13 protein-coding genes are annotated in these 12375 nt (G+C 47.6%); 7 read left to right on the top strand and 6 right to left on the bottom strand.

Annotated features, from left to right (window positions below):
• Positions 1–277 precede the first annotated feature (277 nt).
• Positions 278–1351, top strand: coding sequence for a phosphate uptake regulator PhoU (locus NWE92_13185; protein ID MCW4030586.1), 1074 nt, complete (start codon positions 278–280; stop codon positions 1349–1351).
• Here NWE92_13185 and gltA read toward each other — a convergent pair.
• On the bottom strand, positions 1348–2802 hold the full coding sequence (gene gltA / locus NWE92_13180; GenBank protein MCW4030585.1) for an NADPH-dependent glutamate synthase: 1455 nt from the start codon (positions 2800–2802) through the stop codon (positions 1348–1350). The two genes, NWE92_13185 and gltA, sit on opposite strands and share 4 nt — an antisense overlap.
• Positions 2787–3665, bottom strand: coding sequence for a sulfide/dihydroorotate dehydrogenase-like FAD/NAD-binding protein (locus NWE92_13175; protein ID MCW4030584.1), 879 nt, complete (start codon positions 3663–3665; stop codon positions 2787–2789). The genes gltA and NWE92_13175 overlap by 16 nt, the downstream gene beginning before the upstream one ends.
• Before the next feature lie 157 nt (positions 3666–3822).
• On the opposite strand from NWE92_13175, the gene NWE92_13170 reads away from it, so the two are divergent.
• The 4 genes from NWE92_13170 to NWE92_13155 all read left to right on the top strand — a co-directional run bounded on the left by NWE92_13170 (position 3823) and on the right by NWE92_13155 (position 7155).
• Complete coding sequence (locus NWE92_13170) at positions 3823–4164, top strand: LysR family transcriptional regulator (protein ID MCW4030583.1); 342 nt, start codon at positions 3823–3825, stop codon at positions 4162–4164.
• Between the two features lie 131 nt (positions 4165–4295).
• Entirely contained in the window at positions 4296–5144 is an 849-nt protein-coding gene (gene modA, locus NWE92_13165; protein MCW4030582.1) for a molybdate ABC transporter substrate-binding protein, read from the top strand.
• Positions 5145–5209: 65 nt separating this feature from the next.
• Entirely contained in the window at positions 5210–6061 is an 852-nt protein-coding gene (locus NWE92_13160; protein MCW4030581.1) for an ABC transporter permease, read from the top strand.
• On the top strand, positions 6058–7155 hold the full coding sequence (locus NWE92_13155) for an ABC transporter ATP-binding protein (GenBank protein ID MCW4030580.1): 1098 nt from the start codon (positions 6058–6060) through the stop codon (positions 7153–7155). Before NWE92_13160 ends, NWE92_13155 begins: the two co-directional genes overlap by 4 nt.
• Here NWE92_13155 and mobB read toward each other — a convergent pair.
• On the bottom strand, positions 7152–7667 hold the full coding sequence (mobB, locus tag NWE92_13150) for a molybdopterin-guanine dinucleotide biosynthesis protein B (GenBank protein ID MCW4030579.1): 516 nt from the start codon (positions 7665–7667) through the stop codon (positions 7152–7154). The genes NWE92_13155 and mobB overlap by 4 nt on opposite strands.
• Positions 7668–7934: 267 nt before the next feature.
• A complete protein-coding gene (locus NWE92_13145; protein MCW4030578.1) occupies positions 7935–9290 on the bottom strand; it encodes a hypothetical protein in 1356 nt (451 codons plus the stop codon).
• 156 nt (positions 9291–9446) lie between these two features.
• On the opposite strand from NWE92_13145, the gene NWE92_13140 reads away from it, so the two are divergent.
• Together NWE92_13140 and NWE92_13135 are read left to right on the top strand one after the other, a co-directional pair.
• Complete coding sequence (locus NWE92_13140; GenBank protein MCW4030577.1) at positions 9447–10592, top strand: aldo/keto reductase; 1146 nt, start codon at positions 9447–9449, stop codon at positions 10590–10592.
• 206 nt (positions 10593–10798) lie between these two features.
• The gene (locus NWE92_13135) at positions 10799–11539 is read left to right on the top strand and encodes a WbqC family protein (GenBank protein MCW4030576.1); all 741 of its coding nucleotides are present in this window, start codon (positions 10799–10801) and stop codon (positions 11537–11539) included.
• A gap of 9 nt (positions 11540–11548) precedes the next feature.
• On the opposite strand, the gene NWE92_13130 is transcribed toward NWE92_13135, so the two are convergent.
• Both NWE92_13130 and NWE92_13125 read right to left on the bottom strand, forming a co-directional pair.
• A complete protein-coding gene (locus NWE92_13130) occupies positions 11549–11845 on the bottom strand; it encodes a DUF424 family protein (protein MCW4030575.1) in 297 nt (98 codons plus the stop codon).
• Between the two features lie 10 nt (positions 11846–11855).
• Positions 11856–12266, bottom strand: coding sequence for a translation initiation factor IF-2 subunit beta (locus tag NWE92_13125; GenBank protein ID MCW4030574.1), 411 nt, complete (start codon positions 12264–12266; stop codon positions 11856–11858).
• Positions 12267–12375 lie beyond the last annotated feature (109 nt).

Here is a 12375-nt window from a genome sequence, read left to right as displayed (position 1 = left end):
AACCGCCGACATGTGCGTGTGGCGGCATGTATAAACTGATTATTTCTCCACAAGGCCAACAACACAACACGAAAAAAAATATTTTTGATCTACTGTTATCTCAGGGAAGGGAGTTAAGTCTCCTAACAGGTCATTGCTGGGACGTGTGTTTTCTTAAGGTGCAGGGGCTGTTTTGGCTTTTTTTGGGGGTTAACTGGATAAAAATGCATGTTTTTTCAGTAGAGTATATATTTATTGACTAGTCGTATTTACAATTAATACACGCAGGCGATTATATATGGAACAACGAAAAATCATGTCGCTGGGAAAATCCTCCCTAGTCGTATCCCTACCCAAAGAGTGGATGCAACTAAACGACCTCAAAAAAGGCGACGCCGTATCCCTCAACATTCAACGCGACCGATCGCTTGTCATCTACCCCAGTGCGGTCAACAAATCTGAACCTAAAGAAATCACCCTCAGCATCGGACAATACGAAGATGACCTCTTCATAACCCAAAAAATCTTGGGCGCCTTCCTAAACGGCTACTCCGGCATAATCTTAACCTCGGATAAAATCTTCACCGTCGCCCAAACCAAAGTCATCCGCCGCATGGCAGGGCGTCTCTATCTGCGAGTCATGGAAGCCGACGCCAAATGCGTCTACATCCAAAGCCTCACCGACGAATCCAACGCCTCGATTGAACAAGCAATCCAACGCATGCACCTAATGTCTTACTCCATGGTTGAAGGCGCAATAAACGCCTTAAAAAATGATGATGCCGACCTTGCCAAATCCGTCATGACCCTTGACGATGACGTAGACCACTTCGGCTTCTTTATTCTGCGTATCTTGCGCAACGCTGCCCAAGACCCAATCTTAGCTAACGAACTCCACGTAGACCCCCTCGACTGTATGGACCACCAAATCCTAGTTTACCGAATGGAATATGCAGGCGACTACGCCGCTGACATCGCACGCCACATCATCATGCTCAACGGAGTAAAACAAAAAATCCCTCTTGATGTCCTCTCCTTGATGGTTGACACGGCGCGTGAAGTGTTGGGTCTCTATGTTCGAGGCATCACTGCGTTTTTCTCCAAAAACGTGGCTGAAGCGGTTGAGATTTTACGGTATCGTCAGCGTATGGATAAGGCTGAAATGGACATTGCCACTAAATCCTTCACGGGCGGTCCCAAAAGCGCCGATTTAGTCTGCGGCATCTGCTCAATACGTGACGACATAAAAAGAATTTGTCACTGCGCTTTTAGTATGGCAGAAATGACGGTTAACCGCGCGTTTAAAGCGCCTAACCCCGAACAAATAACTGATGAAATAGCTATTGTTTCTGAAGAAGAAAAGAAAAGTTAAGGTGCCGCAGTTTTATCTGCGGAGGCTTTAGCTTTTTGGGCTTTCTCGTTGAGGTATTTATCGATGCTTTTAGCTGCAGTTTTACCTGAACCCATTGCGCTAATCACGGTGGATTCGCCTGTGGCTATGTCGCCGCCTGCATAAACTGCCTCTAAACTGGTTAAGCCTGTATCTTTATCGACTGCTATGATGCCGCCAACGAGAGTTTTTAGTCCTTTAGTGGTGCTTTGGATAATGGGGTTAGGGGTGCGTCCGATAGCAAGAATCACTGTGTCAACGTCTATGACGGTTTCAGAGCCTTGAACGGGTACGGGTTTGCTTCGACCTGATGCGTCAGGGGCTGAGAGCCGCATATCGATGTATTCCATGGCTTTAACTGTGCCTTTGTCATCCGATATGAAGCGGGTGGGGTTTGCGAGGAATTTGAAGTGGATGCCTTCTTCTTCGGCATTGCTGATTTCTTCGTGGCGAGCGGGCATTTCATCTCTGGAACGGCGGTACATTATGGTTACGTTTTCTGCGCCTAACCGTTGTGCACACCGTGCTGAGTCCAAGGCTACGTTGCCGCCGCCGATGACGACGACTTTTTTGCCTATATGAATTGGTGTTCGGCGTTTGGGGAAATCATAGGATTTCATGAGGTTGACGCGGATGAGAAATTCGTTTGCACTGTATATGCCGCAGAGGTTTTCGCCGGGTACGCCCATAAATTTAGGTAAGCCCGCGCCAGTTCCGATGAATATGGCGTCGTAGCCGTCTGCGAGCAATTCAGGGATAGTGTAGAGTCTGCCGATTAATGCGTCGGTTTGGAGTTCTGCGCCGAGTTTTTGGATGTATTCAACTTCAGCTTGCACAATCGCTTTCGGGAGTCGGAATTCGGGGATACCATAAACCAAGACACCGCCCGCTGTGTGGAGTGCCTCAAAAATTACGACGTGATAGCCTATTTTTGCTAAGTCTGCTGCTACGGTTAAGCCCGCGGGGCCTGCGCCGACTACAGCAACTTTTCTGCCGTTCCATTCTTTGGCTGGGTGGGCTGTTACGCCTTTTTCGCGTTCAACATCTGCTACATAACGTTCTAGGCGCCCGATTGAGACGGATTCGCCTTTTCTGCCAAGGACACATTTTTTCTGGCATTGCTCTTCTTGTGGGCAGACACGTCCGCAGATGGCGGGAAGGCTGTTTTTCTCTTTGATTTTTTCGATGGATTCTTGATATTTTTTCTGCTTAATTAGTCCGATGAAGCCCGGGATGTCTACGCCTACGGGGCAACCGCTGACGCATTGGGGGTTGGGGCAGTTGAGGCATCGAGAAGCTTCAGCTTGGGCTTGCTCTTCAGTGTAGCCTAAGACGACTTCTTTGAAGTTCTTGATACGCGCATCAGGGTCTTGTTTGGGGACTTCAACAGCTTTGAAGCGGTTTTGGGGTTTGTTGTTTAGTGGCCGTGACATTGACATGTTCCTCCAGGTTTCTCAACGGTTAGGATGTGCTTTTCTTCAGTGCAGTAACTTTTGAGGCGCTGAATTAGTTCTTTAAAGTTGACTTGGTGTGCGTCAAATTCGGGGCCGTCTACGCAGGCGAATTTTGTTTGGTCGCCTATAGTTACGCGGCAAGCGCCACACATGCCCATGCCGTCAACCATGATGGGGTTGAGGCTGGCGATGGTTTTAATGCCATACGGACGGGTGATGTCTGCGATGACACTCATCATTATCGGGGGTCCAATGGCAAAAACGATGTTTATCGTGTATTTTTGGGCTATGAGGGATTTTAGGATGTCACTGACAAAGCCTTTCTGTCCTTTGGTGCCGTCGTCTGAGGAGAAGTATATTTCATCCGAGACCGCGCGCATTTCGTCCTCTAAGATGAAGAGGTCTTTGCTGCGTGCGCCTATGATTGAGATGACTTTGTTTCCTGCTTCTTTGAGGGCTTTAGCCACTGGGTATGCCACAGCGGTGCCTAAGCCTCCGCATATGACGGTGGCAGTGCCAAAGTTTTCTATTTCGCTGGGGTTGCCTAAGGGGCCTGCGACGTTTAGGATTTTGTCGCCGATGTTTAGTGCGCCCAGCTCGAGGGTTGAGAAGCCGACTTCTTGGAATATGTGGGTGATGGTGCCTTTTTGTTTGTCCCATGAGGAAAGCGTCAGAGGAATGCGTTCGCTGTCTTCGTGGACTTTGAATATGACGAATTGACCTGCTTTAGCTTTAGTCGCTATAGCGGGAGCGTATATCGTAATTTTCTTAGTGACGGGGTTTAGTTGTTGCTTGTCTACTAAGGTTCCTTGAGTTTGGATTTTTTCACTGTTGTTTGGCACTTTTCTGGGTTCCCTCATGTTCACCTAAAATGCAATTTTACCGACATAGGAGGTATATACAGTATATATTAAGCTTGCGATTTATGCACCGATGAGCAACCAGACAACAAACCCATGCACCAAAGCACTAAGCTTAATTCCTATACCCCATAAATATATGCTGATAACCATGAGCGCCCTGCGTTACGAAACCAAAATCTGGATGGTCAACCAAAAAGGAGAAGCCGTATTCGGAAACGGCCTAGCCGAACTCCTCGAAGAAATCGAACGCTACCACTCCATCCTCGAAGCCGCCCAACACCTCAACATGTCTTATCGTTACGCGCTCCACCGCATAACGCTCGCCGAAGAACGCTTAGGCGAATCTTTGGTAAAGCGGGTTCGTGGCGGCGCAAAAGGTGGCGGTTCCTCAGAAGTAACGGAGTATGGCAAAAGCTTGGTGAAGAGGTATCGAAACGCGCAGGCTGAGCTTGATGTTGCCTTAAAAAGTGTGGCTTAGGCGTTTTTTTGTTTTTTGTAGGTTGTTGTGGCGAGTTGTTTTTTGTTTTTGGGTGGTTGGGTGTTTGTGTTTGGGTGGGAAAAGTTTAATTACAACCTGAACTGACTGAAAGATAACATCGGGTTGATTATATGAACACCAAATACCTCGCCATCGGATTAGTCATAATAATATTATGCGCTTCAGCCGTAGGCTACTACCTCTACAGCGGAAACGCCAGCAACACCCAACCAGAAACGCTACGCGTGTTTATGGCCTCCAGCCTCATCAACGTCGTAAACAACATGACCAACGAATTCAACACCCAAAACCACTGCAACATAACCCTCAACAGCGCAGGCTCCAACACCCTCTACCAACAAATCACCTCTGGCTCCCCCTGCGACGTGTTTATGGCAGCCGACCAAAAATGGACCAAACAACTAAACGACGCAAGCCTCCTCGTAAACGGCTACCAAAACTTCACCACTAACAAACTTGAAATCCTAATACCCAAAGACAACTCTCAACACATCGAAAGCCTCCTTGACCTCGTCAAACCTGGCGTGAAAATCGTCATCGCAGACTTCGCCGTTCCCGTTGGCTCCTACACCAATAAAACCCTCAACAAAATTGACGCCACTTGGGGAAACGCAAGCAGCCCCCTCTATCTCGGTTCAGAGTGGGTTAACTACCGTAGCAGATTCCTCGATAACGTGGTCTCCTATGAAGTCAGCGTTGAAGACGTCGTCGGCAAAGTTTCTCTAGGTCTTGGCACAGTTGATGCAGGTGTGGCATTCGTTTCAGATGCAACCTACGGTGCCATGTCTGGTGCTGAACTGAGCTTCATTGAGGTTCCCGCAGAAATCAACACAAAGGGCACTTATGGCATTGGAGTGGTTAGTGGCGCGAGCAACGTGGACTTAACGCAGAAATACGTTGACTTCTGGACTTCCAGCCAAGGACAAAGCTTACTCGCCGACTACGGATTTGGCACTTAGACGGCGCATATTATATACTTCTTTTATCTTTTTTTGAAAGCAAACATTATGGTGTATAACGCGTATTGAACCAAAAAAGTTTAGGATCCACGCAAGCTTCTAATCGGTTAGCCAAGCTTTCAAACAAAATAATCGTCGCACTTCTGATTCTAATCTTTGTAACTTACCTTGTGTTCATAGCGCTACCCATAATTGCGGTTTTTCTGCGCATAGACCCCAGTCAAGTCAGCGCGCAGCTTCAAAACGGTCAAATCATAGAAGCCATCCAACTTAGTCTCTTCACATCTGCCATAGCGACGGGCGTGTCTATTGTGTTGACGGTGCCCACCGCCTACTTTATGGTGACCCGAAAATTCCCCGGCAAATCCATACTTGACACCCTTATCGATTTGCCCATCGTTTTGCCCCCCGCAGTAGCGGGCGTCGCGTTGCTTTTGGCGTTTGCGCCCAAAGGGCTCTTGGGTCCCATTCTTAATAGTCTAAACCTAACTATACCCGGCAGCACCATAGCCGTGATTTTGGCGCAGATATTTGTGGCTTCACCTTTTATTTTGCGTTCAGCCAAAACTGGCTTTGAAAACGTCAGCCAAGACCTCATAAACAGCGCCAAAATTCTAAGTGACTCAAAACTCAGAGTCTTTTTAACGGTTACGTTGCCGCTTTCAACAAGTGTGATTATTTCAGGTGTCATGATGACGTGGGCTCGTGCTCTAGGTGAATTCGGCGCTACCATCATGTTTGCAGGCAACGTTCCCGGCGTCACTCAGACTATGCCGCTATCGATTTATGTTCTGATGAATTCTACCCCCTTAGCCGGCGTCATGCTCTCAACGGTCTTAATTGTCATATCCTTCTCTATCCTAATAATCATCAAATATGTTGAACAAAAAAGGTCAGGAGGTAAAAAGAAAGAATGATAACCGTTGAAGGTCTATCCAAATCGTATGGCACAAAAATGGTGCTTCAAGACCTCAATCTCGAAGTTAAGGACAAGGAAATCCTGACCTTGTTGGGTCCCAACGGTAGCGGAAAAACCACGCTTCTCAACATCTTGTCCGGCTTAACTAAGCCTGATTGTGGCAGCATATGCATTGATGGCGTGTTAGTGAACGGCAAAAAAGGCAACAAAACCATCTACTTAACACCATCGGAACGCAAAGTCGGCTACGTTTTTCAAACCATATCGCTTTTTCCTCACATGCGCATCCAAGACAACGTCGCTTACGGGTTAAAGGCGATGCGGTTACCTGCTCAGGAAATAAAGACCCGAACCCAAAGGCTAATGGAGTTTGTGGGTCTTAGTGAATATGCCAAATATTATCCTCATCAGCTTAGCGGGGGGCAGAGGCAGCGGGCGGCGTTGGCGCGGTCTCTTGCTACGGAACCCAAAGTCCTGCTGCTAGATGAGCCTGTCTCGGCAGTTGACCCTCAGTTGCGGGAGTCTTTTCGGTTGGAACTTAAGAATTATTTGCAGACCCTAAAAGTCACCGCCGTATATGTCACTCATAACCTCTCTGAAGCTTTCATTATGTCTGACCGCATAGCAGTCATGGGTAACGGGTGCATTCAGCAAATCGGGACGGGTCCTGAACTCTTTGACAAACCCCAATCATCATACACTGCTAAGTTTCTTGGTATAAACACGTTTAACGCCCACGTCACCAAAGTCTCGGATGCACTCCTTGAAATTCAATCTGGCGCCAAAACTCTCTATGCTCCGCTTGCGCCCCAGCTTGTCGGTAAAGACGTAATTTGCACCCTAAAAACCGAAAATGTTCATCTACACAAAAAAGCACCCTCAAAAGCCGAATTTGACAACGCCCTCGAAGGCACCATAACAGAAATGGTTCAGATGCGCTCAAATGCTCAAGTTACCCTTGATGTAGGTTTCACCTTGAAAGCGCGAGTGCCCCTCTCCGAGATTAAACGGTTAGGGCTAAGTAGCGGCGACCAAGTTTACGTCTGCTTTAATGCGGATTCGTTAAATGTTTTTACCGAAGACGCCGATTAAGTGTAGGCAGCGGCTTTTTGTTCCACCACGTCTGCTAACATCGCAGTTTGCCGAATGCTGTTTAACAAAATAACGCTTAACTCTGAAGCTTTAGTTATCTGGTCAGGCGAATCCGTAATTATGCCTGATATGGCGATGGTAGAGCCATCTTGATAGGCTCGGGCTTCTTCTACGGTTTTAGCGGCAACAATCTTTGGCACGCCCTGTTCCGATTCAAAGCCTTCTAAGACGGCATAGTCGAGCCCTTGAAGGTAGGGCACAACTTCAGCTAAGGTGAGGCGTTTTTTGATGAAAACTACGGTTTCGACGCGGGGAACCGCCACGATGATTTCTGCTCCCGCTTGAGCGTATCGGTCTGTTTCTGTTGCAGGTGTATCCAACGTTGGAATCCGCACCATCTCCTTAACCGCTCCCACACTAAAGCCCCGACGCTTCAACTCAGCAATTAAATGCTCGATTACTGTTGTTTTGCCTGAGTGTTTGCCGCCGACTACAGCTACAACTTTTACCAAACGCTCACCTTTCTTAACAGGGTTGACCCTTCATATATGCCTTAACAACTACCTCTCCCGCTCTTTCTAATTATGAACAGGCAGGGGATTTCTACTGGTTTCCAACATACTTTTGAGCTGTTTCTGTACCAATAGTGACCTACCCCTCTTAGGTTTCTGCATAGAACCACTAATAGGATCCAAATAGACGCCAAATAGGTTCGTGAAAGCAAATGAAAGCAATCAAAGGCGCAATGACCTCAGATAGAGGCAAAAAGTCTGGTGTGCTCAGCCTGCGTTGCCGTATCCGCTGATTTTTACCCAAACCCCCGTTGAACTCATGGAGGATTTTGCGTCGACAAGTATATCCCAGATGATGTTCTGCGAGGGGAACAATGCGAGAATCTCATCATCGCTTAGCCACGCGGAGCCTGTACTGTTGAAGGTGCGAGCAACTGAGGTTGAAATAGAGTTGTCGATGTATTCGACTCGGACCCGAACTGTTACTAGTTCGCCTTCTTTGAAGTTGCCGCCGACTTCGATGCGGGGTTTAAACGAGGAGATTTTGAGGGGATGAACCTCTATGGTGGTGTTGGCGCCGTATTGGTTGTTGACGCCGACAGGGACGGGTTCTTGTTCGCGGTCAAAGGCGCAGTCGATGCTTGAGAGCCATATTCCGTAGGGGTTGTGGATTTTGGCGGTCCAGTTGCCTAGAAAGCTTACGCCGCCGTCAAGGATGGGCGCGGAGTCGCAGGTTTCGCCGAGGTCAATGCCAAAAACATCGTTTGGTGTTTCTGTGAAGGATTCAAACACGACACCAAAGAGCAAGGTTTGAGACATTGCGCCATTGTTTAGTAGGGCGGTTTGGTTGTGTGATGCTCCATCTTCGCCTAGCCAGAATCGGACGTCTTGGAGTTGGCAATCAGAGAATTCAGCGAGAGGCTCAATGTTGATGCCCACGGAGTTGTCACGGACATTAAAGGAGCAGCGGTCAATCTGTGAGCTGGAGTAGGAGCCTGTGCCGTTTTCTGCGGGGCTCCGAAAAGCGATGCCTTCGGATGCGTTTATGAATTGGCAGTTTTCGATTTTGGTGTATTCGGTCCAGGTGTTGGTGTTGGCGAATTCTATGCCTGTGGTGGTGTTTTGGAAAAGGGTGTTTTCGATGGTGACGCCAAACGAGTTTTCCACGCGGATGGTGGCGTTAATGAGGGTTAAGCCCGAGATTGTGGCGTATTTTGAGGTGGTGTAGTCGTCGCCGCGGATGATGATTTTGTAGCCGTTGCCGACGATGACTGCGCCGTCGCTTATGATTTTGGGGTTTAACTTGTTAGAAACATCCACGTTACCCGTTAGAGTGTAGGTTCCGCCGTTGATGTAAATTGATTTTCCTCCTGATAGGGCGTTGTTGAGGGCGTTGGAGGCGCTTTGGCCTTCGTTGGTGACAAAGCCTGTTAGCATGTTTTTGAGTTTGTAGTTGTCTCCGTCTTGGCTGAGTACATAATCGTAGTTGACCGTTGATGTTGATAATGATGAGCGGGTGCCCTCAAAAATCATGTACGTGTTTAAGACAGATAGCGCCAACACAGCTACCAAGACGATGACGATGGCGCGTTTGCTTAGGAACTTTTTGAGGGTTTCTTTCATTGGGGCACAACGGTTGGGTACATGTGGGACGGATGGGATATTAAATTTATTGATAAACCCATAAGCTGACCCGCAATTTGGGCGAAGAAGTTTGTTGCCACTTGACTACACTAAACCTATTAATTGCATGTTTGGCTCGTTACTGTTGGTGTTTTTGTGCAGTATCGATGTTTTGGCAGACTTGACTGGCAAGCCTCCGCCTTGGGGTTTGGAACCATGCGTTTACCCATCCTCGGAGACAACCAATCAGCAATAAACGAGGCCGAAGCCATCCAACTCATACGCTACGCAGTTGACCACGGCGTAAATTACATAGACTCAGCCTACACTTACCATGACGGCAACAGCGAAAAAGTCGTCGGCAAAGCCCTCCAAGGCCGCTACCGCAGAAAAGCACGCATAGCCACAAAAATGCCAGTCTTCTCCGTGGAAACCAAAAGTGACCTCGACGTTATCCTACAAACCCAACTTAGGCGGTTAAACACAGACTTCATCGACTTCTACCTATTCCACTCTTTAACGCGTGAATTATGGCAAAAAGTCCAAGACCTCAACATGATTGAATGGGCTCAGCGGCAGGTTGAACGGGGCAGATTAGGCTATTTGGGTTTTAGCTTCCATGATGAATTAGATGTTTTCAAAAAAATCGTAGATGCGTATGATTGGACGTTTTGTCAAATACAGTACAACTACCTCGATGAGCATTATCAGGCGGGCAAAGAGGGGCTGCGGTACGCCTCAGATAAGGGATTAGCGGTAGTTATTATGGAGCCGCTAGCCGGCGGATTATTAGCAGTTAACCCACCTGAAGAAATCCAAAAAGAGCTGCAAACAGCCAAAACACAGCGGTCCCCATCTGATTGGGGGCTACAGTGGGTGTGGAATCAGCCAGAGGTAACATTGGCGCTAAGCGGCATGAACAGCCTCCAACAGGTGGAGAATAATCTGCAAAGCGCCGACCAGTCCCATCCTAACAGTTTAAGCCAACAAGACCTCGACATGCTGCAGCGAGTGTCCAAGCTTTTTTTGAACTGCGGCTACATCGGCTGCACCAAATGTCACTATTGTAATCACTGCCCCCAAGAAATCGACATACCCCAAATCTTGGCGTTTCTAAACGAATCCGCCACCAAACGCCGCAGCCCCCAAGAACAAGAGGAAATAAAACGACGCTACGCCCAGACCATACCAGTGGAGCATAGGGCTAATATGTGCCTTCGCTGTGGGCAGTGTGAAGCGATTTGTCCTCAACATCTGCCTATTCGTAGGCTTCTAGGGGAGGCAACTGTGAGTCTGCAATGACTTTGGGGTTTTGTAGTTACAGCTGGAAGCAACTAGTTCTTATATGCTGATTAACTTACCCATATTATGAGAGCTGCGTTTTGAAATCAGACGAGCACCTGCACTGTTTTGAGTCAGTCTATAAAAGCTGGAGGACTAAAAAGCGCGGATAGGCAGCCTAAAGTAGACCTGTCAAATGGTTTTTTGGTTTTTTGAAGGGTAATAAAATGATTGTTTTTGTCCATCAACCGGAATATATTCCTTGGCTGGGCTTCTTTGATAAGCTGGCTCGTTGTGACACATTTGTTATTTACGATGACGCACAGTACCAACATGGCGGCTTCCATAACCGTAACAAAATTCGAACCCGCACTGGCTGGCGATGGTTAACTGTACCAATTACTCATGGACACCCTCAAACCATCAAAGACGTAAAAATTGCCGGAACGGAATGGAAAAACAAGCAACTCAGCCTAATAGCCCAAAATTATCAGCGCGCCCCCTTTTACAAAGAATATTACCCCCTTGTTAGGGACGCCATAAACTCGGATCATGAACTTTTAATCGGATTAAACCTGCACCTCATAAAAGCAGTCGCTGAAGCCTTAAACATCAAAGTAAACATGGTGCGCTCCTCTGAGTTTCCCTATTTGGGACGCGAAAAGAATGAGAAGCTAGTTTCTATCTGCAAGCATATGGGCGCAGACGTTTACCTGTCTGGTTCAGGCGGTAGAAACTACGTCAACGAGGAACTGTTTCGGGAAGCCAAAATCACTGTCCAGTGGCATAGCTACAATCATCCTACATACAAGCAAAGCTTCGAAGGCTTCCAACCTAATATGTCCATTTTAGACTTGCTCTTCAATATGGGCGCAGAAGCCAAAGAAACCGTGCTTCAAGGCGGCGAATTAACCACTAGCAGCTCCCCCGAAGTGTTGCCCCTGCCTAAACCTCTGATTGCGGAATAGGAAAAAAAATTAGAGTTTCACAATTTGAGCGTGAGGGACGCCTTCGATTTTTAGCACCGCTTCGGGATGCACGTAGCCTTTGGCTATGGCTTTTTCGACGCAGTGTTTACCCACTAAATTCACAATCGTCGAGTTCCCAATCAACCCCACCGCCTCGTCAACGGTGGTTTTTCGTCCCATGTAGAATTCATCTTTTACACGAAAGACAATCTTACCTTCACGCAGGGTTTTACCTAACAAGTCGCAGTCGCATACTGCCAACAGCACGTTTTCCCCAACTTTTTTTATGTTTAGGTAAACGTCCATGTCAGGTCGCTCATAACTGTTTGATGGATGATTTTGCTCCACAAGCGTTACATACCAAGAAGGAGAGGCGTTTTTCTTTGACAATTCGGGTGTCGGGGCGTTTACAAACGGGGCAGGTAACGTATCCTTCAAGATAACGCTGAAGTAGACGTTCAAAACTGTCACGTTGGAATTTGCCTTGGAAAATGGCTCGATTGTCGTGGAAGGTTGCGGCGGTGGCCATTTCGCGGGTGAGGAATTTGAGGATGTGCTGGGGGTCGCGGTCTAGGGCGTCAGCGATGTCTTTGAAGTTGTTGATTATGGTGCGCATGCCGACTGTTTGGGTCATTATGCGGGGGAGTTCTAAACGTTCCTGTTTAGCTGAAACTTCAGGCATCTGCGCGCACGCGCGTTTTAGCAGATCATCATAGTTAAATGACATGTTTTCAAGCTCACCAGATGATGGTGTCCGCATATATTTAAGATTATAACGCAGAAACCAATGTTGAAACGTGCAAACTGAGGGGACCATAAGCAATTAATATAAATTC

Source organism: Candidatus Bathyarchaeota archaeon (genome assembly GCA_026014745.1).
Taxonomy (GTDB): Archaea; Thermoproteota; Bathyarchaeia; order Bathyarchaeales; family Bathycorpusculaceae; genus Bathycorpusculum.
The sequence above is the reverse complement of the archived record's forward strand: the minus strand, read 5'-3'. Positions and strand labels throughout refer to the sequence as shown.

Excerpts from the sequence above, each read along its gene's own strand:
- NWE92_13185 (MCW4030586.1), top strand. The coding sequence starts at position 278 with ATGGAACAACGAAAAATCATGTCGCTGGGAAAATCCTCCCTAGTCGTA.
- gltA (MCW4030585.1), bottom strand. The coding sequence starts at position 2,802 with ATGTCACGGCCACTAAACAACAAACCCCAAAACCGCTTCAAAGCTGTT.
- NWE92_13170 (MCW4030583.1), top strand. The coding sequence starts at position 3,823 with ATGCTGATAACCATGAGCGCCCTGCGTTACGAAACCAAAATCTGGATG.
- modA (MCW4030582.1), top strand. The coding sequence starts at position 4,296 with ATGAACACCAAATACCTCGCCATCGGATTAGTCATAATAATATTATGC.
- NWE92_13155 (MCW4030580.1), top strand. The coding sequence starts at position 6,058 with ATGATAACCGTTGAAGGTCTATCCAAATCGTATGGCACAAAAATGGTG.
- NWE92_13145 (MCW4030578.1), bottom strand. The coding sequence starts at position 9,290 with ATGAAAGAAACCCTCAAAAAGTTCCTAAGCAAACGCGCCATCGTCATC.
- NWE92_13135 (MCW4030576.1), top strand. The coding sequence starts at position 10,799 with ATGATTGTTTTTGTCCATCAACCGGAATATATTCCTTGGCTGGGCTTC.
- NWE92_13130 (MCW4030575.1), bottom strand. The coding sequence starts at position 11,845 with ATGGACGTTTACCTAAACATAAAAAAAGTTGGGGAAAACGTGCTGTTG.
- NWE92_13125 (MCW4030574.1), bottom strand. The coding sequence starts at position 12,266 with ATGTCATTTAACTATGATGATCTGCTAAAACGCGCGTGCGCGCAGATG.